Here is a 22015-nt window from a genome sequence, read left to right as displayed (position 1 = left end):
AACCACGCAGGTGGGGCAGGCGGGAAGGGGGATGAAACGTGAACTGGACATAAACTGGACACAATAAAAAATGAACTTCCCTCCATGTGGGTGGTTTTTCTTTTCGTTGATGCCGCAGGCAGGGCATGCTGTGCGACATATGCGGTCCAATAGCGTGGAGTTCAGACGTCTCGTGAAAGTTTCTCTCATGGCCGGTTCGGCCCTGTCGCGTCCGGTGGCGGTTTGCGCTGGCGCTGCGTTGGTCGCGCTCGTGTCATCAGTGACTCCCGTCCTGTCGCAGGAAGTACGCCCACAGGATACACAGACCAGTACGACGACGACCAGTACGACGACGGCCCCCACTGCTGCTCTCCCTGCCGTGTCCGGCCCTGCGACATCCCCGCAGGTCCACACGGAAGGGACAACAGCAGCGGAGGCGCAGAAGCCGCTTCCCGCGCCTGCCGTCCCCCCGACCCCGTCCGCCGCATCCACCCAGTCCGCGACTCCGGCCCCGGCAACAGCGCCTGCGACGCCACAGCCCGCGCCGTCGCCCGCTGCGCCACAGGCTGCCGCCACGACTCCGTCCGCATCCGCCGGCGATGATGGCTATGCCGCGCCCACGCCACACGGACTTGATGGGGAGGGAATGGCCCCACCCGCATCCCCGGCCGCGTCGTCATCCGCCTCATCGCAGGCTCCGGCCTCTCCGGCGTCATCGCAGGGTACGCCTGCCCCGGCCGCATCTGCCACCGCCACATCTGTTCCCGCCGCAACAGCGGATGGTATGCAGGTCCCGGCGCAGGCTGCTCCGTCTCCGCAGGCTCCGGCCGCCACGGCTCCTGCGCCGCAGGGTGAAGCGTCCGCGCCCGCATCCACGCCCGCACCGGCACAGCCACAGTCCTCGGCGGCAGACGCATCGGGGTCACAGTCGGGGGCACAGTCACAGGCAGCCTCCACTCCGGCGCCGGCGCATGTCGATACGCCGGTCGGTATCCTTGCCTCCACCCCGCAGGGCGTGAAGAAGACTGAACCCGCGGGATCAAGCATGGTTCCCCCCGCCACCGCCCTGATGACGGAGGCGGCGGCCCCCGTGGTCATCACGCAGGACCTGCGGCCCCCGTCCGTGGTGCTGGACGGCCTGTTCGTGGATATCGCGAAGTCGCACATCTATGCCGATGCCAAGACGGCGGTGGACGCCGTCCCGGACGAAGATCCGGCCGACCTGCTGGCGCAGTACAAGGCGGCCAAGGCGCGGCCCGATTTCGTGCTGAAGGATTTCGTCAGCCAGCATTTCACCCTGCCGGAACGCAAGACCGTTACCTATCAGCGCAGCCCCAATGAAAACGTGCGCGATTACATCATGGGCATGTGGGACGTGCTGAAGCGTCCGCCCGACACCCAGGTGCAGTATTCGTCCCTGCTGCCGCTGCCTTATGCCTATGTCGTGCCGGGTGGCCGTTTCAGCGAGCTATATTACTGGGACAGCTATTTCACCATGATCGGGCTGTATGAGGACGGCAAGATCGACATGATGCGCGACATGATACGCGACATGGCGTCCATGATCGACCGCTATGGCCATATCCCCAACGGCAGCCGCACCTATTACCTCAGCCGTTCGCAGGCGCCGTTCTTCTCGCTGATGGTCGATCTTCTGGCGATGCATGACGGGCAGATCGCGTACACCACCTTCCTGCCTGAAATGCAGGCGGAATACGATTACTGGATGGATGGCGCGGATTCGGTGGCGCCGGGCGGGGCCTACCGTCATGTGGTACGCCTGCCGGACGGAACAGTAATGAACCGTCACTGGGACGACCGCGATTCGCCACGCGATGAAAGCTATCCCCAGGATCTGGCGACGGCGGCGTCGCAGACCGCCCGCAAGCCCGAGGAGGTTTACCGCGACCTGCGCGCCGGGTCCGAAACGGGCTGGGACTTCTCTTCGCGCTGGCTGGCGGACGGGCACACGCTGTCGACCATCCACACCACTGAACTGCTGACGGTGGAACTGAACTGTCTGATCCCGCATCTGGCGCAGACGCTGGCCCATGCCTATGCGCTCAAGGGCGACAAGGAAGCATCCGCCCGGTACGCGAAGATCGCGGCCGAACGGGTGGCGGCGGTCCAGCGCGTCCTGTGGGATGAACGCCGCGCGGCCTATATCGATTATGACTGGAAGAAGGGCGAATCGACCTCCATCCTGTCGGGCGCCACGGCCATGCCGCTTTTCCTGCAGATGGCGAGTCCCGAACAGGCCAAGGCCGTGGCGGAGACGATCCGCAAGAATTTGCTGAAGGTGGGGGGACTGATCGCCACCGAACGCAGCAACAGCGGACAGCAGTGGGATGCCCCCAACGGATGGGCGCCATTGCAATGGATGGCGGTCAAGGGCCTGAACCAGTACGGCTATGACGAACTGGCCAGCGACATTGCCGCGCGCTGGATGGGCCGCGTGATCGGCACGTATGAAAAATCAGGCGTGCTGCTGGAGAAATATGACGTCTCCAACCCCTATATCAGCCCCCGGGGCGGCAAGGGCGGCGGCGAATATCCGATGCAGATCGGCTTTGGCTGGACCAATGGCACGCTGCTGGGCCTGATGGATCGCTATCCGCAGAATACGCGCGTGGTTCTGGATCGTAACCCTGCCGCGGACCAGCCGGACCGCCCGACCCCGCACGCGCTGCCGCCGATGAATGCCTATGGCGTGCAGAGCGACAAGGACACGATCAACCAGTACAACCTGCCCACCGTAACGCTGACGCCGCGTCCCGTGGCCCCGACCCCGACGCTGCCGCAGATATCCTCGGTGGGGGCAAGCGCGCCGACCCCGCCGCTGAGCGCGCCGCCGGCACCTCCCGCCACGCCACCGGCGCCGGAGGCAAAAGCCGCCGCGACTCCGCAGGAAACGCCGTCGCCCGCGACGCCCGCATCCTCGCCCGCGCCGTCCGGTGGCACGCAGGCGCAGCAGCCATCGACGGCATCGGATGCCGCGACATCGGGTGCGCCGGCGCTTACCGCCCCGGCCACCACCGCCGCGCCGGCCAGTCCGTCCGCGCCTGAACCCGCGCCGGAAAAATCCGTGCCGGAAAAAACGGTTGCGCCCGCAGCGTCCCCGTCCACCCCCTCGGCTCCGGCTCCGGCTCCGGCTCCGGCTCCGGCTCCGGCTCCGGCTCCGGCGCAGCCGCCTGCGGGGGCATCGGCCACGCCACCGGCAGGGTCCGCCGCATCCACCCCGGCGACATCAGGCAGCACGTCGTCCACACCTGCCCCCGTGCCGACGCTGCCACCGCACGTGACGGATGTGCCGCAGGGCAATTCCACCGCGTCCCAGCCCACCGCGCATTAAGGCGCGGCGGGGCCAGGACGGCAGGTCCGCCTCTGTAGGGAACTGAAGAGGAAAAAGCGTCCCGACGGGCGAAAAGGTCAGCCCGTCGTGACAGGGGCCGGGGTCAGACCCGGCCCACCCCGCGCAGACGATGAAGCACGATGATGGCGGTCGTCAGCAGCAGCGCGGCACAGGTCTGGTGGACGGTTCCCGCCCATACCGGCACCACCAGCAGAAGCGTGGTCACGCCCAGCGCGTACTGCAGAAGCACCATCCATCCCATCAGCATCAGCGCGTCCTGCGCCGGCCGCCCCAGCTGCGGGGTGCGCAGGCCGAGGAAGATGGTCACCCCGATCAATGCCGCGGTGCATGTCGCCAGCAGGCGGTGGTCGAACTGTACGGCGGCGATGTTCTGGAACCAGTTGAGCCAGAACGGATGCAGCCGCGCGTATCCAGACGGGATCAGGTGACCATCCATCAGCGGAAAGGTGTTGTAGGAAAACCCGGCATGCGTCCCGGCGGTGAAGCCCCCGGCGATGATGGTCGTGGCGACAATACAGCATACCAGCCACGCCAGCCGGTGGATCCGGACCACGGCCGGGGTGGCGGGAATGAATTCGGGTTCGGGATTACGCGCCGAAAGCGCGGTCCACAGGATCGCGATATAAAGGGCAAAGGCACAGCACAGGTGCAGGACAAGGCGGACCGGTGCCACCGCCGTGCTGTCGGGATTGAAGCCGGAGGCCACCATGAACCATCCGATGGCCCCCTGAAGCCCGCCCAGCACGAAGAACAGGACCAGCCGCGCCGTCAGCCGGCGCGACAGGACGCCCGTGACGGCGAACCAGATCAGGGGCAGCAGCAGGACAAATCCCATCAGCCGTCCCCAGAAGCGATGGATCCATTCCGCCCAGAAAATCTGCTGGAACCCGGCCAGGCCGAATCCGTCATGCAGGATCTTGTACTGGGGAATGGTTTTGTACAGCGCGAACTGCCGTTCCCATTCCGCATGCGACAGTGGCGGGATCATGCCGGTGATCGGCCGCCAGTCCATGATGGACAGGCCAGACCCCGTCAGGCGGGTATAACCGCCCAGCGCGATCATGCCGATCAGCATGAAGCAGATGGCAAGCAGCCAGTTCGAGACCCGGCGACGGTCGTGCGCGTTGGCCGGAAAGACGGAGTCGCGGCCTTTGGCGAGGCCACCGGAAGGATGTGCGGACATATGGCGGATTTAGACCGCCCTTGCACGCCGCCGCAAGGCAATGCTAGGGCGCGGAACAGGTTTTCTGCCTGTCCCACGTCCCGGGCATGACCTGCATGCATGACATCGCAACAAAGGAGGCGCCTGCGTGACGCGACCATGCGGCCCATCCCCCGATGCCCCCCCGCCCGTGCCCGTATCGCCGCCACCGCCCGCAGGATTACGGGTCCTGCTGCGTCCCGCGTTGATGGTGGCGATGGCGGCGGCCCTTGTCATGGCCGCGCGCGTGGCGCCGGGGCTGCATGCGGCGCTATCCGATGTCGCGGTGCTGCGTGACGGGGGGCGGGGACGGGCGTGGTTCGTTCTGGCCGGGGTGGCGTTCTGCGCGCTGGGCCTGCCACGGCAGGCGGTATGCCTTGCGGCGGGCATGGCCTATGGCACGGCTGAGGGCATGGCCATGGCCACCTGCGCGACCGTGGGCGGCGCCGTGGCGGATTTTTTCGTGGCGCGGGTGCTGGGCGGCGGGCGGATGCCCGCGCGGCTGCGCGGGATGGGCGCGCGCCTCGGCCGGCCCCTGCGTGAACGGACCTTCGTCAGCGTGCTGGTGCTGCGCCTGCTGCCGGTGGGTTCCGCCATGATGCTGAGCATCGCCGCCGGCCTTGCGGGGGCGCGGGTGATGGCCTTTGTGGCGGCAACCGCGCTGGGCAGTCTGCCGCAGACGGCGGTGTTCGTACTGATGGGTGGTGGAATGCAGATGAACCGTCAGGGCCGTATCGCGTTGGCGGTCATGCTGTTCGTGGCATCCGGGCTTGGCGGGCTGTGGCTGCTGCGCGCCAGCCGGATCGCGCGTGCCGATCGCGCCACACGCACGGTCTAAAAAATTGTTTCAGGTATCGTTGCGTTTTTCTGGCCCCATGGGCAGTTGACGCGACGCGCATGCACGCGCGATACCTTCGGTCAGCGTAAGGCTGTAATGTCGGAATAGATGATGAAAAATTCCGGCGGCGTCGGCTACTACTTTTCCAATTCCTGCTTCTCTTGATTTCTGGAGTGCCGTCATGGGCTCTTCCGCACTCGCGGCGCAGTCGTCCGACGCGCCGGTTGGCAAGATCGCCAGCCAGTCGATGGGATGGATCGCCATCCTGCTTGGGGTCCTGACGGCGGTCGGGCCCGTTTCCACCGACATCTACCTGCCGGCTTTCCCTGAACTGGAAAAGACGCTGCATGCGAAGGCGGGTTCCGCCCAGATGACGCTGGCGATCTGGTTCGTGGGACTGGCGATCGGGCAGATCACCATGGGGCCGGTTTCCGACCGCTTCGGACGGCGGCTGCCGATGCTGCTGGGCACGTTCGTCTATACCCTGGCGTCGGTCGGGTGCGCGATGGCGACCGACATCTATACCTTTTCGGCATTCCGGCTGGTGGCGTCGCTTGGCGCGTCGGCCAGCCTGATCATCCCCAGCGCCTGCGTGCGTGACATGTCGCACGGCAATGAATCCGCGCGGCTGATGTCGCGGCTGGTGCTGGTGATGGGGGTCGTGCCCATCCTTGCCCCGACGCTGGGCGGGCTGGTGCTGTCCTTTACGACGTGGCGTTCGATCTTCTGGGCGGCGGCGGTCTATGGTGTGGTATGCATGCTGCTGATCTGGCGGGTGCTGCCCGAAACGCTGAAGCCTGAAAACCGCAGCGAACTCTCCCCCGTCACGCTGTGCAGCCGCTATCTGCTGCTGGTACGCGACAGGGGATTTTTCACCAATGCGATGATCGCCGGCTTTTCGTGCTTCATGTCCTTTACCTACCTCTCGGCGGCGCCTTCGGTGTTCATTCACCAGTTCGGCCTGTCGCCGGCGCATTTCGGCATGATGTTCGGCGTGTTCGCCGTGTGCATGATCGGGGCGTCGCAGCTTAACGGCATGCTGGTGGGGCGGATTGACGCGGCGCGCATCCTGGGCGTTTCCGTCTTCATCGCCCTTGTGGGCACCATTGGCATGACGCTGGTCGCCAGCCTGATCGCGGAAACCACCAGGGGCGGGGGGCATCCGTCCATCGGGCTCATGCTGGCGCTGATCGGCACGATGATGTTCTCGCTTGGCACCACCGGGATCATCGGGCCGAACGCCACCGTCGGCGCGCTGGCCGATCATCCGCGCCTTGCCGGCAGCGCGTCCGCCTTTGTCGGCACGCTGCAGTATGTGCTGGGCGCGCTGGCGGGGGCCATCGTCGGGATGCTGCCGTCGGACACGCCCGTGTCGATGGCGGCGGTCATGTTCGCTGGCGCGGTGGTCATGCTGCTGATGGTGGTGCTGCGTCCACGCCGCGCGCCGGACGGGACCGGCGCGGACGCCCGGACGCATTCCCCGGCGTCCTGACGGGTGCGCCCGCGCGCGGGGGCGCTTTGTGACAAAAGCGGCGGTGGCGGGGTTGCCGTCCGGCGGCCCGGCGGCTACAGGCGACGTGCATCCCTGTCGTTCGGACGGATGTAATTTGCGTGGGCGCGGTGTCCATTACGATGCCACGCGTCGGAACAGGTTTCTCGGGAATACATACAGGCCATGACCACTTCCACCATCGATCTGAAGCAGTACATCCGGGGCATTCCCGATTTCCCCAAGCCGGGCATCCTGTTCTACGATATTTCGACCCTGATGCGGAATGCGGATGCATGGCAGATCGCGATGGGGCGGCTGACGGCGGCGGTAGCACCGTGGTCGGTCGACATGCTGGCGGCCATTGAATCGCGCGGGTTCCTGACGGCCGCCCCGCTGGCAAGCCGCCTTGGCTGCGGACTGGTGATGCTGCGCAAGCCGGGCAAGCTGCCGGGACAGACGGTTTCCTATGATTACGACCTCGAATACGGTCAGGATTCGCTGCACATCCAGGCCGATGCGATCATGCCGGGGCAGCGGGTCGTGGTGATGGATGACCTGCTGGCGACGGGTGGCACGCTGGCGGCCTCCATCGCGCTGCTGCGCAAGGTCGGGGCGGAGGTCGTGGGCGCCGCCACCCTGATCGAGATCCGCTCGCTCGGGGGGCGTGACCGTCTGGATGTGCCGGTCAAGACACTGGTGACCTACGACGACTGATTGGTATCGCTGCTTTGCTGGCGGAACCGTCTTGCAATATACAGTTTCATGAACGCTGATATACCGGACATCACGTGTCGGTCTGCTGGCCTGACATGTAAAGTGTACCGGAAACTGTATAGCCGTATTTCATATCGCAGGGAGCGCGTATGCCGGGATGAATAGTCTTGAGCTCTCCCTGCTACAGTTCCAGACCCGGATTGTTGCCTTCCTGCGGCGTCTGTGGCCGCCCGGCGTGCCGGTGCGCCAGGACCACATGCGCTGGCTGTTCGCGCCGGGCCTGTTCACCTTTGGCTATGCCCTTCGCACGACCATTACCTCGCTGATTGCGCTGGGTATCGCGTTGTGGTGGGAACTGGGCAGCCCCCAGTGGGCCGCGCTGACGGTCTGGATGGTGGCGCAGGGGACACGCGGCAAGAGCGTGGCTAAGGCGCGATGGCACCTGTTCGGCATGGTGGTGGGCACGATTTGCGCCGTGCTGCTGGTGGCGGCGTTCCCGCAGGCGCCGCTGATGTTCATCCTGATGCTGGCGGTGGGGATCGGCACGTTCTGTTTCATCGGGACGCTGCTGCCCGGCCCCGCGACGATGACGAACTACCGCATCCATGGCATGCGGGCCAGCGGATTTACCTACGCCATCATCTCGCTCGACGGGATTGCCGACCCGCAGCATATCTTCATGATCGCGATGTCGCGCGCGACCTATATCGTGCTGGGCATCGTGCTGGAAAGCACGGTTTCCTCCCTGTTCCAGTACCGGCTGGGCGCGCGCGCGCAGGACCGGCTGACCCACAATTTCCTGACGGCCATCGACGGCGCGGGGCAGACGCTGGCCTCCCTGCTGGCGGGCGACAGCGACGTGCTGAAGAAGGCGCGGCAGGTTTTCACCAACATCACGACCCTGAGCGACCAGATCGAGTTCGCGGAGGTCGAGATGGGCGCGCAGCGCGGGCACGAGGGCGATCATGCCCGCGCGGCCCTTGCGCGGGTGGCGATGCTGCTGTCGCGCGGCCTGGACCTTGCCGCGCTGATCCATATTCCCGGCAACGTGCCCGGCGCGGCCTTCAACGCGACGTCGGCCAAGGTGCAGGCGTTCCTGCGCGACATGGCCGGGCAACTGGAGATGACGGACGACATCCATCCCGTCCTCGCCACGCTGTCCGCCCTGCAGGCGGAATGCCGGCAGAGTGTCGCGGATTCCCTCGAAGATGAAATGGGTAGCGCCACCAGCGATCCCGCGCCGCCTGCCGTTGCCCACATCCTGTCGCAGCAGCGCATGCTGCATTACGGGCTGGGGAAGATGCTCGATGAACTGGAACAGGCCATCATCCAGTTCGACGCCAGCCGCCATCCGCTGCGTCACGATCATTTCCATTACCGTATCAAGACATTCCGCGACTGGCAGCAGGCCTTTACCAACAGCCTGCGTGCCTCGGTCACGATTTTCGGCTCCGGCCTGATCTGGGTCACCACGGCATGGTCGTCGGGCCTGACCTTCATGATGTTCGTCTCCATCGTGTGCAGCCTGTTCTCCACGCTGGAAAAACCCGCCCTGGCGACCAAGGCGTTCCTGGGCGGCGCGATCTGGGCCAGCGTCATGGCGGCCGTGCTGGTGCTGTGGGTGCTGCCGACGCCTTCGACCTATGAAGTGATGGCGATGTGCCTGATGGTGCCGATGCTGATGGGGGGGCTGGCGTTTGCCTATCCGGTGCTGATTCTCGGGGCGGTGTCGTACAACCTTTTCCTTCCCATCCTGCTGGGACCGGGAAACCAGTCGCGACTGGACGAGGTCTCGTTCTTCAATACCGCGATGCCGCTGATCCTCGGGCTGTGGTATTCGATGTGGGTCTTCAGGATCGTGCTGCCGTTCGATACCAACGACATGCGCTGGCAGATGCGTACCCGCATCCTGCGCGGACTGCGCCATGTCGCGCGTTCGCGCACGCTGCCGACGACGCTGTATGTGGTCGAACGCAACGTGGACCGTTTCGTGCGGCTGCTGACGGATGCGGAAAACACCCCTGACGCCATCATCGACGCGTATCTGCAGGGCATCCTGTCGGCCATGACGATCGGCCTGAACATCATCCGCCTGCGTGGCATTCTGGAGCGTCATCTGCTGCCCCCCGCCGCGCAGGAGGTCGTGACCGAGATGATGGCCCGCATGGCGCAGTTCAGCGGACGTTATGGCGGCCATTACGGACGCACGGCGCGGGCCACCAAATTTGCGATCGACCGGATCCAGAACATGACGCAGCAGGAAGGCAACCTTGGCGTGCGGCTGGAGATGAATGGCGCGCTGGTCTGCCTGTACGTGATTTCGTACGAGCTGGATAACAACCAGAAATTCTTTGACGCATCGAGCCCCTATCTCGATCCCGTCCTGACCTGACAGATAATGGACATGAAAAAAGCCGGCGGACTTGCGTCATGCTGGCTTTTTTTGAAGATAATCACCTGAAATCATAAAAGTTTTTGGTGAAGCTTTTTGCAAAAAGCTTCAAAAAGAATGTCGCCTTTTTGGAAAAAGGCGACACCCAAAAACTTCTTTTATCTATCAACCGGCTGTTTGCGGGGATCAGTCGTCCTGATGCGCCGCGACGAACTTTTCCAGCCAGTGGATGGTATAGTTGCCCGACCTGAATTCCGGATCGTCAAGGATTTTGAGGTGCAGGGGAATGACGGTCTTGACCCCTTCGATCACGAACTCGTCCAGCGCGCGACGCATGCGCTGGATGGCATCCAGCCGCGTCGGACCGCGCACGATCAGCTTGGCGATCATGCTGTCGTAATAGGGCGGCACGCGATAGCCGGCATACAGCGCGCTGTCCACGCGCACGCCAAGGCCGCCGGGGGGATGAAACACGCTGATGGTGCCGGGGGTCGGCATGAAGGTCAGGGGGTCTTCGGCATTGATGCGGCATTCGATCGCATGGCCGGAGAAATGGATGTCCTTCTGGCTGTAACCCAGTGGCTCACCCGCCGCGATGCGGATCTGCTCACGCACCAGGTCCACGTCACAGACCATTTCCGTGACCGGATGTTCAACCTGCAGGCGGGTGTTCATCTCGATAAAGCAGAACTGCCCATCCTGATACAGGAATTCCAGCGTACCGGCGTTGCGGTATCCCAGCTTTTTCAGGGCCGACGTCGCGATTTCACCGATCTGGTCACGCTGATGCGGTTCAAGCGCGGGGGATCCCGCCTCTTCCAGCAGCTTCTGGTGGCGGCGCTGCAGGGAGCAGTCGCGTTCGCCGAAATGCACGACCTCGCCATGCGTGTCGGCCATGATCTGCAGTTCGATATGGCGCGGCCGGTCGAGGTATTTTTCGAGATAGACCTCGTCATTGCCGAACGCGGCGCGGGCTTCCGTCCGGGCCACGCTCCACGCTTCCTCGATCTCGTCGGCGCTGGCCGCGACCTTCATGCCGCGTCCGCCGCCGCCCGCCGCCGCCTTGATCAGCACGGGATAGCCGACTTCTTCCGCGACGGCGCGTGCCTGTTCCAGGTTTTCCAGCGCCCCGTCCGAACCCGGCACCAGCGGCACGCCCAGCGCCTTCATCGTGGTCTTGGCGGTGATCTTGTCGCCCATCATGCGGATATGGCTGGCGGTCGGACCGATGAATGTCAGGCCGTGGGCTTCCACCGTTTCGGCGAAATCCGCATTTTCCGAAAGGAAGCCATAGCCGGGATGGATGGCGTCCGCGCCGGTGATGGTCGCCGCCGACAGGATGGCCGCCACGTTGAGGTAGGAGTCGCGGCTGGCTGGCGGGCCGATGCACACGGCTTCGTCGGCAAGGCGGACATGCATCGCGTCCGAATCGGCGGTGGAATGCACCGCAACGGTGGGGATGCCCAGTTCGCGGCAGGCCCGCAGGATGCGCAGGGCGATCTCGCCGCGATTGGCGATCAGGATCTTGGAAAACATTACTCTATGATGGCCAGAACTTCGCCGTATTCAACAGGCTCGCCCGACGGGACAAGGATCTTGGTCAGGGTGCCGGCGCGCGGGGCCTTGATCTGGTTGAAGGTCTTCATCGCCTCGATCAGCATCAGGGTCTGGCCCGCGGTGACCTGCTGGCCTTCCGTGACGAACGGGGGCGAGGACGGGTCGGGCGTCAGGTAGGCCACGCCAACCATCGGGCTGGTGACCGCGCCCGGATGCTTGGACAGGTCGGCCGGCGCTGCCGGGACGGCCGGGGCCGCGACGACGGGGGCCACCGGCGCCACAGGTGCCGGCGCCGCGACGGCATGGGTTGCGGCGGGGGCCGCGCGCACCACGCGCACCCGGCTGTCCTTTTCCGCGATCTCGATTTCGGTCAGGCCGGTTTCGGTCAGAATTTCGGCCAATGCCCGAATGGCATCCGCATCCACGAGCAGTCGGCTCATTGATCGTCCTCGTCCAGAATCATGTCTGTCATGGCCTGAAGCGCCAGCGCATAGCCCCGCACGCCCAGCCCGCAGATGACGCCGATGGCGGCGCGGGAGACGTAGGAATTCTGGCGAAACGCCTCACGGCGATGAATGTTGGAAATATGTACTTCGATCACCGGCAGGTCGACCGCCAGCAGCGCATCGAGCACGGCGATGGAAGTATGGGAATAGGCCGCCGGGTTGATGATGATGCCGCGTGCGCGGCCCCGGCATTCCTGGATCCACGAAACAAGTTCCCCTTCGCCGTTGGTCTGGCGGAAATCGATTGCCACGTCGAGCTGCTCCGCAGCCTGGACGCAGACCTGTTCGACATCATCAAGGGTTGCGACGCCGTACACTTCGGGCTGCCGCAGTCCAAGCATGTTGAGGTTGGGGCCGTTGAGAACGGCAATCAGGGGACGCTCCATAATGCAGGCGCCGTAGCATGCCCTTCGCCACGATCCAAGCCTGTTCTGCATCCGGCGGGGAATCGAGTGTGTTTTACCCGCCCGTCCCGACCCGCCCGGTGGCATCTGTCATGCACCGCAGCCATGCGGGGATACAGTTCCGTCCTGCTAACGGCATCAGAAATATGAAATAATTCCTCAGTAAATATAAAGGTGACTTTCCAAGTCATAATATCCCGCTGGAAAAGTGCCTGAACCGGGGTGGTCGCCTTTATGTATATTATGTAATGGTCCATTCCATGATTGCCCGACCCCTTCATGTTCAACCGCGTATGCGGCGGAAAATGCCGGATCTTCTGGTCTGGGGGCTGTCATGTCTGCTAACGCTCGCCTGCGGCATGACGGGCGGCATGTCCTGTGCCCACGCACGCCACGCCACGCGGCACGCCGTGCGCCATGCAAGGGCGGCCCATCATCACCTGCGCCGGCTGCCCCCCGTCGCACCGATGCGGAACGTTTCGTCCACATGGTCGCAGCACGGGCTGGCCAGCTGGTATGGCACGCATCGTGAAATCGGGCACCGCACCGCATCGGGGGACATCTTTGATCCCGGCGCGATGACGGCGGCGCACCGGCAGCTTCCTCTGGGAACGCGGGTAAGAATCCGGGCGGTTGCGACGGGACGTTCGGTCATTGTCACGATCAATGACCGCGGCCCCTATCGCGGCAACAGGATCATCGACCTTTCCCCCGCCGCCGCGCGGGAAATCGGTCTTCTGGACCGGGGCACGACGGCGGTGGACATCATGGCGCTTCCCCCGGAGGAGGCTGCGTGGCCTCATGGCTAGGGGCGGCGGCGGTATCGGGCCGGGCTTCCTGCGGTTTCGTGGCTGATTTCCGGACGATGGACCAGCCTTCCATCTGGGGGCCGTTGTCACGCAGGCACATCTGTATCTCAAGGCCCGCGTTCAGTTCCGCCCCCAGCAGCACGACATAGGCCGAGACATAGAACCACATCATCGTGGCGACAAAGGCGCCCAGCGGCCCATAGGTCGCGCCATAGCCCGCGATATGGCTGACATAATAGGAAAAGCCGACGGACGTCAGCAGCCACAGCAGCGTCGCCGCCACGGAACCGGGCAGGATGCAGCGCCACGACGTACTCTGCCGGTTCGGCCCGAATCGGTAAAGCAGCGAACATCCCGACAGCACGAACAGAAGCATCAGGGCGGGACCGCCCATGCGTACCAGCAGTTCGACCGAACCCGGCGGCGGCGCAAGGGCGAGCTTCTGCGGCAGGTAGTCCAGCATGATCGGCAGGGCCACCATCAGGGCCAGCGTCAGGATCCCGCCGCAGATGGCCGACAGGGTCATGATCATGCCCATCGCCTGAAACCGCAGGAAACTGCGGGTTTCGGGGGTGTTGTAGGCCACGTTCATCGCCAGCAGGAGCGAACGCGTCGCGGCGGAGGCCGACCACATGGCGATGGTGGTGGACACGATCAGGTTGAATGTCAGCGATGAATGCGATTGCGCGACAAGGATATGGATGCGGTCGCAGATCAGGTCATACGCCGCGGGGGGAAGCAGGTTGCGCAGCACGACAAGCTGCGGCTCCACCGTCTGGGGATCGAACAGAAGCCCGTAAAGCGAGATCAGCGTGCTCATGGCCGGGAACAGCGACAGGGTGGCGTAAAAGGCGCATCCGGCCGCCGCCAGCGTGATCTGGTCGGACGCGATATTGGTGGCCACCTGCTTCATGACGGGCAGGATGTGACGGTGCAGGGCGTCATTCATGTCCGTGGCATTCTTCGTGGCGCGCCCGGCAGGCGGTGGCGGCGGGGTAACGGTAACGGGCGCCGTTACCTCGATCTGGTCTGGGGAAGAAGAGATCAATGCGTTGTCCAGGCTCTGCTTTATTCGGTGGTCTCGACAGGGCGGGCCGGGGCGCCGGTATCCTGTTGTTCTGCGATCGCGCCCGGTGTCGGGACACGGGCGGGTCATGACATTATTGGGGTCGATTTCACCCACCTTAGACGAAAAAGGTGTGGATGAGGCCAATTTTTCTATTGCGTTACGGGCGTATTGTCCTCATATGCGCTCCTTACGCAACAACGCACGTGCCACTGGCCCTCTGAGGTTACGCAACGACGTCAAGCGTTCTGGCAATCGGGGCCTGCTGCTTGGGCCCCTCACTGGTCGCTGGTCCGTTAGACCGTTTCGCAACATCTGTCCGTTTGTTCAGTATTCCCATACGCATCCGGACGGCAGTACAGAAGGGATTTGGGTGCGATGACTCCCAAAATCGCTCGTTATCTGGCTGAGCAGGCCCCTGCTACGCCATGCCTTGTCGTCGACGTCGATCGCGTCGAGGAACGTTACAGCGCGCTTCATGCGGCGCTGCCGCTCGCGCGGATCTATTACGCGGTCAAGGCGAATCCCGCGCCGGCCATTCTCGACCGGCTTGTCGGGCTGGGCTCTGCCTTCGATGCCGCCTCGTGGGAAGAAATCCAGATGTGCCTGCGCGCCGGTGCCGCGCCGCAGGACATCTCCTTTGGCAACACGGTCAAGAAGGCGTCGGCCATCGCCCGCGCGCATGCGGCAGGCATCGACATGTTCGCCTTCGACTGTGCCGAAGAACTGGACAAGCTGGCCCGCCATGCGCCGGGATCGCGGGTCTATTGCCGCCTGATCGTGGAAAACGAAGGCGCAGACTGGCCGCTGTCGCGCAAGTTCGGCACGACGCTGGACAATGCCCGCGACCTGATGCTGCAGGCGCGCGACCTGGGGCTTGATCCTTATGGCCTGTCCTTTCACGTCGGCAGCCAGCAGACCGAGACCGGGGCCTATGAAGCCGCGATCGCGCGGGTCGGCATGCTGTTCACGGACCTGAAGGCCGCGGGACTGGAACTGCGCATGGTCAATCTGGGGGGCGGGTTCCCGATTCGCTATCGCGATGACGTGCCGGGCATCGACCGTTTCGCGCTGGCGATCAGCCACGCGATGACGGAGCATTTCGGCAATGACCTGCCTGAAATGATCGTGGAGCCAGGGCGCTTCATCGTTGGCGACGCGGGCGTCGTCTCGTCCGAGGTGGTGCTGGTCAGCCGTCGCGGCATCGATGATGGCGTGCGCTGGGTTTACCTTGATATCGGGCGTTTTGGCGGCCTTGCGGAAACGGAGGGCGAGGCGATTCGCTATGGCATCCGCACGCCGCATGACGGCATGGCGACGGGGCCGGTCGCCATTGCGGGACCGACCTGCGACGGCGCGGACATCATGTATGAAAAGACACCCTATAACCTGCCGCTGGGCCTCGAATCGGGGGATCGTGTCGAACTGCTCTCGACCGGGGCATATGTCTCGACCTACTGCTCGACCGGGTTCAACGGCCTTGCGCCGCTGAGCGAGCATTATATCTGATCCTGCCATTCCATCTGGCGGAATCGTGGGGGACGGTGCGCGGGATTCGCGCCCGTCCCTTTTTTATTTTTCGTGGCGCTATAGAACAGGACCCGTCTGTCATTTCCGTGCGGGGGCGTTCCATGCGTAATCCATTCCTGTTCCTGCCCGCATTCCTTGTCGGGGGGATGTTATGTCTGGGGCTGGCCCGTCCGGCATCGGCCAGCCCGGGACTGGTGCATGCGACCCCGACGGCGGGGCAGAGCGTGAACGCCGGAACGGTGTCGATCCGGCTGGATTTCAATGCGGTCATTGATCCGTTTCACACCCGACTCGTGCTGCTGGGGCCAAGTGGCGTGCCACAGCTTCTGCTGGCGTCGCCCAAGGATGACGAGCAGCAGGAGATCGCGGTGGACGTGCCGCTGGGCACGCCGGGCGATTATGTCCTGCAATGGCGCGCGGGGGGCAGGGCCAGCGGCGTCAGCCACGGCAGCGTGCCATTTCATGTCGTGGCGACCGCAGGACACTGATGATAAAAAACGGAAGTTTCCGGGCATTGCCTTTTTTTAAAAAGGCGACGTCTTTCGAAGCTTTTTGCAAAAAGCTTCACCAAAAAACTTTTATGACTTCAGTGGGTTAATGAAATATGCCACCGCGTCCTGACGGGGCGGGGGCGTCTTCCCGTCACTCCACCGCCGCGCGCAGGCCCGCCCCGGCCGCGAGCGGGCAGAGCGGAATCGCCGCCGCGAGGAACGCGCCCAGCAGTTCCAGATCCGGCCCCCATGACAGTCCCGTCTGCGCCGCGTCCAGCGCCGCCGCCCCGAAAATCAGCGCAGGCGTGGTCAGTGGCAGCACCAGAAGCGGCAGCAGCACCCCGCCCCGGCGCGCGCCCAGGACGACGGACGCCGCCATGCCCCCGATCAGCGACAGGATCAGCGTGCCCAGCAGCAGCCCGATCAGCAGGATGGACAGGCTGTCGGTGGGCATGCCCAGCATGATGCCCAGCGGTGGCGCCGCCAGCAGCAGCGGCAGTCCGGTGGTCAGCCAGTGGGCCATCATCTTGGCCAGCGCGATCAGCGAAGGCGGAAGCCCGGTCATCATCAGCTGATCCAGCGACCCGTCCTCCAGCTCCGCCCCGAACAGGCGGTCAAGCGGCAGGAGGGCCGCCAGCAGCGCACAGACCCAGACGATTCCCGGCGCCATGTGGCGCAGCAGCTCGGGCGAGGGGCCGAGCGCCAGCGGAAACAGTGCGCCCGCCAGGATAAAGAACAGGACGGACCCGAGCGTATCCGCCCCATGCCGCAGGGCAAGGCGGAGATCGCGTTCAAGGATAGCGAGGATCAGGGTAGGGGTCTGCAGCTTCAAAACAGGTCGTCCTCGGGGAAATCCTCCATCGCCTGGGGGATATCGGATTCGTTCAGTCCCGGCAGCGCCAGCGATTTCGCATCAGGCAGGGGAAGGGGAACGTGGGTGGTTGCGATCACGATTCCGCCAGCATCGCGATGGGCGCGGAAAAGCGTTTCCAGCAGTCCCATCGTGTTGCTGTCGAGGCCGAGGCTCGGCTCGTCAAGCAGCCATAGCGGCGCGCGCGCCAGCAGCACCCGCGCAAGTGCCGCGCGACGTTTCTGCCCCGCCGAAAGCATGCGTGCCGGCAGGTCCGCCAGTCCGGAAATATTGAGTGCGGACATGCAGGAATACGGATCCGCCCCGCTTGCCCTGGCGGCGAGTGTCAGGTTTTCCAACAGCGTCAGGCCGGGTTTCAGCGCGTCCTGATGCCCCAGATAGGCCACGCGTTCGGCATGGCGCGAACGGTCCGCCAGCGCATCGACGCCTGACCACAGCACATGGCCGCCTTCCGGTTTGCGCAGCCCGGCAAGCACGCGCAGCAACGTGGACTTGCCCGCCCCGTTCGGACCCGTCAGCAGCAGCGCGTCACCCGCGTCCAGCGCAAAGCCAACCTGGTCCAGAACAAGGCGTTCCCCGCGAAAAACCGAGATATTTTCCACTTTCAGCAGGGGGGTATTCCTGGGGGCAAAGGCAGTGATGGCCGGGTCCTCCGCATGGTCGCGTGGGGGATGTGACGGGCCGGGCGGAAACCCGATCCCGCGTTCTTGTTACCGGGGCCAGCTTGTGTCGGCCCCGCGTCCGGGTATGTTCTACCACCGTTGGGAGATCAAGCCGGTTATCCACCGAAAGGTCACGTCACCGCTGTCTGTTCATGTGGCGGGAGAGCTTCGGTGGATGGATCGCTGCTGATGCCTCGGAGGAAACAAAGCCAATGAAGACGGTTGGGCACGACTCACTGAAAACGGGCCGCACACTGAATGTGGACGGCAAGACCTACCACTATTTTTCCATCCCCGAAGCCGAGAAGACCATCGGCAATGTCGCGCGACTGCCGGTCAGCCTGAAGGTGCTGCTGGAAAACGTCCTGCGGTTCGAGGACGGACATTCCTATACGGCTGACGACGCCAAGGCGATCGCCGGCTGGCTGCCCAAGGGCAGCTCGACCAAGGAAGTGCCGTTCAAGCCCGCGCGCATCCTGATGCAGGACTTCACCGGCGTCCCCGCCGTGGTTGACCTTGCCGCGATGCGCGATGGCATCCTCAAGCTCAAGGGCGACCCGCAGAAGGTCAACCCGCTGGTTCCCGTCAACCTCGTGATCGATCACTCGGTCATGGTGGATGTCGCGGGTTCGCCGGAAGCGCTGCAGGACAACGTCACGATCGAATTCGAACGTAACGGCGAACGTTACGCCTTCCTGCGCTGGGGCCAGGAAGCGTTCGAGAACTTCTCGGTCGTGCCGCCGGGCACCGGCATCTGCCACCAGGTGAACCTGGAATACATCGCGCAGGCGGTGTGGACGGCAAAGGTCGACGGCAAGGAATACGCCTATCCCGATACCCTGTTCGGCACCGACAGCCACACGACCATGGTCAATGGCATGGGCGTGCTGGGCTGGGGCGTCGGCGGGATCGAGGCCGAGGCCGCGATGCTGGGCCAGCCGATCGCCATGCTGATTCCCGATGTCATCGGGTTCAAGATGACCGGCAAGCTGCCCGAAGGCGTGACGGCGACCGACCTGGTGCTGACGGTCACGCAGATGCTGCGCAAGAAGGGCGTTGTCGGCAAGTTCGTCGAATTCTTCGGCCCCGCCCTTGACCACCTGCCGGTGGCCGACCGCGCGACCATCGCGAACATGGCCCCGGAATACGGCGCGACCTGCGGCTTCTTCCCGGTCGATGACCTGACGCTGGATTACCTGCGCCAGACCGGCCGCGAGGAACACCGCATCAAGCTGACGGAAGAATACCTCAAGGCGCAGGGCATGTTCCGTCATGCGCATTCGGAACACCCCGTCTTTACCGACACGCTGGAACTCGACCTTGCGACCATCGTGCCGTCGATCGCGGGACCGAAGCGTCCGCAGGACCGCGTGGTCCTCAAGGGCGCCGACAAGGCGTTTGAGACGGAACTGACCGGCAGCCTGGGCGTCCCCGAAGCCGACAAGAACAAGAAGGCGCCCGTCGCGGGCACCAACTACGAACTGGGTCACGGCGACATCGTGATCGCGGCGATCACGTCGTGCACTAACACCTCCAACCCCGCAGTGCTGATCGCGGCGGGTCTGGTGGCGAAAAAGGCGCGTGCGCTGGGCCTGAAGCCCAAGCCGTGGGTCAAGACGTCGCTGGCGCCGGGTTCGCAGGTCGTGACCGACTACCTGACGCGTGCGGGTCTTCAGGAAGAGCTGGACGCGATGGGTTTCAACACCGTCGGGTATGGCTGCACCACCTGTATCGGCAACTCCGGTCCGCTTGAGGATCACATTGTCGACGCCATCGAGAACAACAAGCTGGTGGCCGTGTCCGTCCTGTCGGGCAACCGTAACTTTGAGGGACGCATCTCCCCGAACGTGCGCGCCAACTACCTCGCCAGCCCGCCGCTGGTGGTGGCCTACTCCCTGCTGGGCACCATCCGCGAGGACCTGACGACGGCGTCGCTGGGCACCTCCAAGGATGGTAAGCCGGTCTATCTGAAGGATATCTGGCCGACCAACCACGAAATCGCCGCCCTGATGGGATCGGCCATCACCCGTGACGAGTTCATCAAGCGTTACAAGCATGTGAGCCAGGGCACGAAGGAATGGCAGAACCTGAAGGTCGCGACGGGTTCGGAAACCTATCCGTGGGATCCGTCCTCCACCTACGTGCAGGATCCGCCGTACTTCCAGGACATCACGCCCGAGCCCAAGCCGCGTGGCGACATCATCGGCGCGCGCATCCTTGCGCTGCTGGGTGACAACATCACGACCGACCACATCTCGCCCGCCGGCGCGATCAAGGAAAGCTCCCCCGCGGGCAAGTATCTTGAAGCCCATGGCGTCGCGAAGAAGGACTTCAACTCCTACGGTTCGCGTCGTGGCAATGACCGCGTGATGGTGCGTGGCACGTTCGCCAACATCCGCATCAAGAACGAGATGGTTCCGGGCACCGAGGGTGGTTTCTCCAAGCACTATCCCGACGGCAAGGAAGGCGCCATCTACGACGTGGCGATGGAGTACAAGAAAGAAGGCACCCCGCTGGTTGTCTTCGGCGGCAAGGAATACGGCATGGGTTCGTCGCGCGACTGGGCGGCGAAGGGCACCCTGCTCCTTGGCGTGCGTGCGGTGATCGCTGAAAGCTTCGAGCGTATCCACCGTTCCAACCTGGTGGGCATGGGCGTCCTGCCGCTGCTGTTCAAGGACGGCACGACGCGCAAGACGCTGGGCCTGAAGGGCGATGAAATCATCGAAATCAAGGGGCTGGACAACATCACCCCGCGCATGACGATGACGATGACCATCACCCGCGCCGATGGCTCCAAGCAGGAAGTTCCCCTGCTGTGCCGTGTCGATACGCTGGACGAGGTCGAGTATTTCCGCAATGGCGGCATTCTGCAGACCGTTCTGCGTGGCATGACAAAGGCGGCCTGATTTCCCACGGGACGTCTGGCGTTTTCGCCAGCATGAACAATTAAAGACGGCGGTCCGTTCAGCGGGCCGCCGTTTTTTTGTGCGGGGAATGCACATTCCCGTCAGGCCAGACGGGCATCCAGCCGGGATCATGAGTGGAAGTGCGGGAATTCGCCCTGTGTCGGGGATCCTTGCAACAAACACATGTCGGCGGTGCCTTTACGCCATATTGTGTATAAATACGGCATCGTTTAAAACCCTAGATGTTGTAATAACATGCTGGACGTACCGGGGCCTCATGGATCTGCTCTCTGCCTTGCACAGCTTCGTTCGCGTGGCCGCAACTGGCTCATTTTCCGCCGTTTCGCGCGAAACCGGGGCCAGCCAGCCGACGATTTCACGTCATATCGCCCTGCTGGAGGCGCATTATGGCGCCACCCTGTTCGCGCGCACGACCCGCAGCCTGATGATGACCGAGGATGGTCGCAGCCTGCTACCCCATGCCTATGAAGTGCTGGAAATCCTGGAGACGGCGGAAACCGCGCTGGGACGCCGCCGGGCATCCGTATCGGGGCTGGTGCGGCTGGGGGTTACGACGGCGTTCGGCCTGTATCTGACCGGCAAGCTGGGCAAGCTGCTGGAGGAACATCCCGACCTGTCGGTCGAACTGGTCATGCGTGACGGATTCGGCGACCTGGTGGAAGAGGGACTCGACCTTGCGGTGCGGGTCGGCGCGATTGCCGAAGGGTCCCTGATCGCACGGCGACTCGGCTCCGTACGGCGCTATGTCGTGGCGTCTAGCGACTATCTGGCCCGACGCGGCACGCCGGCGCATCCGCGCGACCTGCTGAACCATCCCTGCATTGCCTACAGCTATGGCGGGTCGCGCCATGACTGGCATTTCGATTGCAAGGGCGAGGAAAACGTCGTGGCCGCCAGCGGTCCTTTCCGTGCCAACAGCAGCGAAGCCGTCCTGCAGGCGGTCCGTTCGGGGCTGGGAATCGGCATGCTGCCTTCCTTCCAGGTGGAAGAAGATATCGCCAGTGGCCGACTGATCCATCTTTTTCCGGAATGGACCGTCCCGGAACTGCCGTTCTATGCCGTGCATACCGGGCCGCGCACACTGCCCCTGCGGACCCGCACGGTGCTGGACTTCCTGATCGATATTTCGGACGTCCTGCGATAGGGGATAATGCGGCTGACTATGCTGTCCGCCAGCCGTCTCACTTGGAGACTGTTTGAAAA

Annotated in this window: 18 protein-coding genes; 10 read left to right on the top strand and 8 right to left on the bottom strand. The window is 64.1% G+C overall.

Features of this window, described 5'->3' with window-relative positions; genetic code table 11:
- Positions 1-763: 763 nt before the first annotated feature.
- Positions 764-3331: an alpha,alpha-trehalase TreF gene (gene treF / locus NJLHNGOC_RS16615; protein WP_113596273.1), complete on the top strand. Its 2568-nt coding sequence runs from the start codon at positions 764-766 to the stop codon at positions 3329-3331.
- 103 nt (positions 3332-3434) lie between these two features.
- On the opposite strand, the gene NJLHNGOC_RS10290 is transcribed toward treF, so the two are convergent.
- Positions 3435-4535: a COX15/CtaA family protein gene (locus NJLHNGOC_RS10290; RefSeq protein WP_113596272.1), complete on the bottom strand. Its 1101-nt coding sequence runs from the start codon at positions 4533-4535 to the stop codon at positions 3435-3437.
- Positions 4536-4662: 127 nt separating this feature from the next.
- Between NJLHNGOC_RS10290 and NJLHNGOC_RS10285 the strand changes: the two genes are divergently transcribed.
- Positions 4663-5391: a TVP38/TMEM64 family protein gene (locus NJLHNGOC_RS10285; protein WP_239021465.1), complete on the top strand. Its 729-nt coding sequence runs from the start codon at positions 4663-4665 to the stop codon at positions 5389-5391.
- A gap of 9 nt (positions 5392-5400) precedes the next feature.
- Here NJLHNGOC_RS10285 and NJLHNGOC_RS15980 read toward each other — a convergent pair whose 3' ends face one another.
- On the bottom strand, positions 5401-5574 hold the full coding sequence (locus NJLHNGOC_RS15980; protein WP_165837912.1) for a hypothetical protein: 174 nt from the start codon (positions 5572-5574) through the stop codon (positions 5401-5403).
- On the opposite strand from NJLHNGOC_RS15980, the gene NJLHNGOC_RS10280 reads away from it, so the two are divergent.
- The 3 genes from NJLHNGOC_RS10280 (at position 5573) to NJLHNGOC_RS10270 (ending at position 9989) form a co-directional block, all read left to right on the top strand.
- Positions 5573-6883: a multidrug effflux MFS transporter gene (locus NJLHNGOC_RS10280; protein WP_113596270.1), complete on the top strand. Its 1311-nt coding sequence runs from the start codon at positions 5573-5575 to the stop codon at positions 6881-6883. The genes NJLHNGOC_RS15980 and NJLHNGOC_RS10280 overlap by 2 nt on opposite strands.
- Positions 6884-7066: 183 nt before the next feature.
- Complete coding sequence (locus NJLHNGOC_RS10275; RefSeq protein WP_113596269.1) at positions 7067-7597, top strand: adenine phosphoribosyltransferase; 531 nt, start codon at positions 7067-7069, stop codon at positions 7595-7597.
- A 157-nt stretch (positions 7598-7754) separates the two neighbouring features.
- Complete coding sequence (locus tag NJLHNGOC_RS10270; protein WP_113596268.1) at positions 7755-9989, top strand: FUSC family protein; 2235 nt, start codon at positions 7755-7757, stop codon at positions 9987-9989.
- Between the two features lie 186 nt (positions 9990-10175).
- On the opposite strand, the gene accC is transcribed toward NJLHNGOC_RS10270, so the two are convergent.
- The 3 genes from accC to aroQ are packed head-to-tail and all read right to left on the bottom strand — an operon-like array spanning position 10176 to position 12438.
- Positions 10176-11525 (bottom strand): acetyl-CoA carboxylase biotin carboxylase subunit, encoded by a 1350-nt coding sequence (gene accC, locus NJLHNGOC_RS10265; RefSeq protein ID WP_113596267.1) that lies wholly within the window; start codon positions 11523-11525, stop codon positions 10176-10178.
- Positions 11525-11986 (bottom strand): acetyl-CoA carboxylase biotin carboxyl carrier protein, encoded by a 462-nt coding sequence (accB, locus tag NJLHNGOC_RS10260; protein WP_113596266.1) that lies wholly within the window; start codon positions 11984-11986, stop codon positions 11525-11527. The genes accC and accB overlap by 1 nt, the downstream gene beginning before the upstream one ends.
- A complete protein-coding gene (gene aroQ / locus NJLHNGOC_RS10255) occupies positions 11983-12438 on the bottom strand; it encodes a type II 3-dehydroquinate dehydratase (RefSeq protein WP_110528217.1) in 456 nt (151 codons plus the stop codon). Before aroQ ends, accB begins: the two co-directional genes overlap by 4 nt.
- A gap of 323 nt (positions 12439-12761) precedes the next feature.
- Here aroQ and NJLHNGOC_RS10250 point away from each other — a divergent pair, with 323 nt between their 5' ends.
- A complete protein-coding gene (locus NJLHNGOC_RS10250) occupies positions 12762-13265 on the top strand; it encodes a septal ring lytic transglycosylase RlpA family protein (protein ID WP_239021464.1) in 504 nt (167 codons plus the stop codon).
- Here NJLHNGOC_RS10250 and NJLHNGOC_RS10245 read toward each other — a convergent pair.
- Positions 13222-14214, bottom strand: coding sequence for a YihY/virulence factor BrkB family protein (locus NJLHNGOC_RS10245; protein ID WP_113596264.1), 993 nt, complete (start codon positions 14212-14214; stop codon positions 13222-13224). The two genes, NJLHNGOC_RS10250 and NJLHNGOC_RS10245, sit on opposite strands and share 44 nt — an antisense overlap.
- A 495-nt stretch (positions 14215-14709) precedes the next feature.
- Between NJLHNGOC_RS10245 and NJLHNGOC_RS10240 the strand changes: the two genes are divergently transcribed.
- Both NJLHNGOC_RS10240 and NJLHNGOC_RS10235 read left to right on the top strand, forming a co-directional pair.
- Entirely contained in the window at positions 14710-15840 is a 1131-nt protein-coding gene (locus tag NJLHNGOC_RS10240) for a type III PLP-dependent enzyme (RefSeq protein WP_113596263.1), read from the top strand.
- 122 nt (positions 15841-15962) lie between these two features.
- Positions 15963-16349 carry a copper resistance CopC family protein gene (locus NJLHNGOC_RS10235; RefSeq protein ID WP_113596262.1) on the top strand — a complete coding sequence of 129 codons (387 nt, stop codon included), beginning with the start codon at positions 15963-15965 and terminating at the stop codon, positions 16347-16349.
- A 154-nt stretch (positions 16350-16503) separates the two neighbouring features.
- Here the strand turns inward: NJLHNGOC_RS10235 and ccmB are convergent, their stop codons facing one another.
- Both ccmB and ccmA read right to left on the bottom strand, forming a co-directional pair.
- On the bottom strand, positions 16504-17184 hold the full coding sequence (gene ccmB / locus NJLHNGOC_RS10230; RefSeq protein WP_110528208.1) for a heme exporter protein CcmB: 681 nt from the start codon (positions 17182-17184) through the stop codon (positions 16504-16506).
- A complete protein-coding gene (ccmA, locus tag NJLHNGOC_RS10225) occupies positions 17181-17825 on the bottom strand; it encodes a heme ABC exporter ATP-binding protein CcmA (RefSeq protein WP_110528205.1) in 645 nt (214 codons plus the stop codon). Before ccmA ends, ccmB begins: the two co-directional genes overlap by 4 nt.
- A gap of 272 nt (positions 17826-18097) precedes the next feature.
- On the opposite strand from ccmA, the gene acnA reads away from it, so the two are divergent.
- Both acnA and NJLHNGOC_RS10215 read left to right on the top strand, forming a co-directional pair.
- Positions 18098-20791 (top strand): aconitate hydratase AcnA, encoded by a 2694-nt coding sequence (gene acnA, locus NJLHNGOC_RS10220; protein ID WP_113596261.1) that lies wholly within the window; start codon positions 18098-18100, stop codon positions 20789-20791.
- Between the two features lie 277 nt (positions 20792-21068).
- Complete coding sequence (locus tag NJLHNGOC_RS10215) at positions 21069-21956, top strand: LysR family transcriptional regulator (RefSeq protein ID WP_110528198.1); 888 nt, start codon at positions 21069-21071, stop codon at positions 21954-21956.
- Positions 21957-22015: the final 59 nt, after the last annotated feature.

The sequence above is a fragment of the Novacetimonas cocois genome, from assembly GCF_003311635.1.
Lineage (GTDB): Bacteria > Pseudomonadota > Alphaproteobacteria > Acetobacterales > Acetobacteraceae > Novacetimonas > Novacetimonas cocois.
Note: the sequence above shows the minus strand (reverse complement) of the source record. Positions and strands in the feature narration are given on the sequence as shown.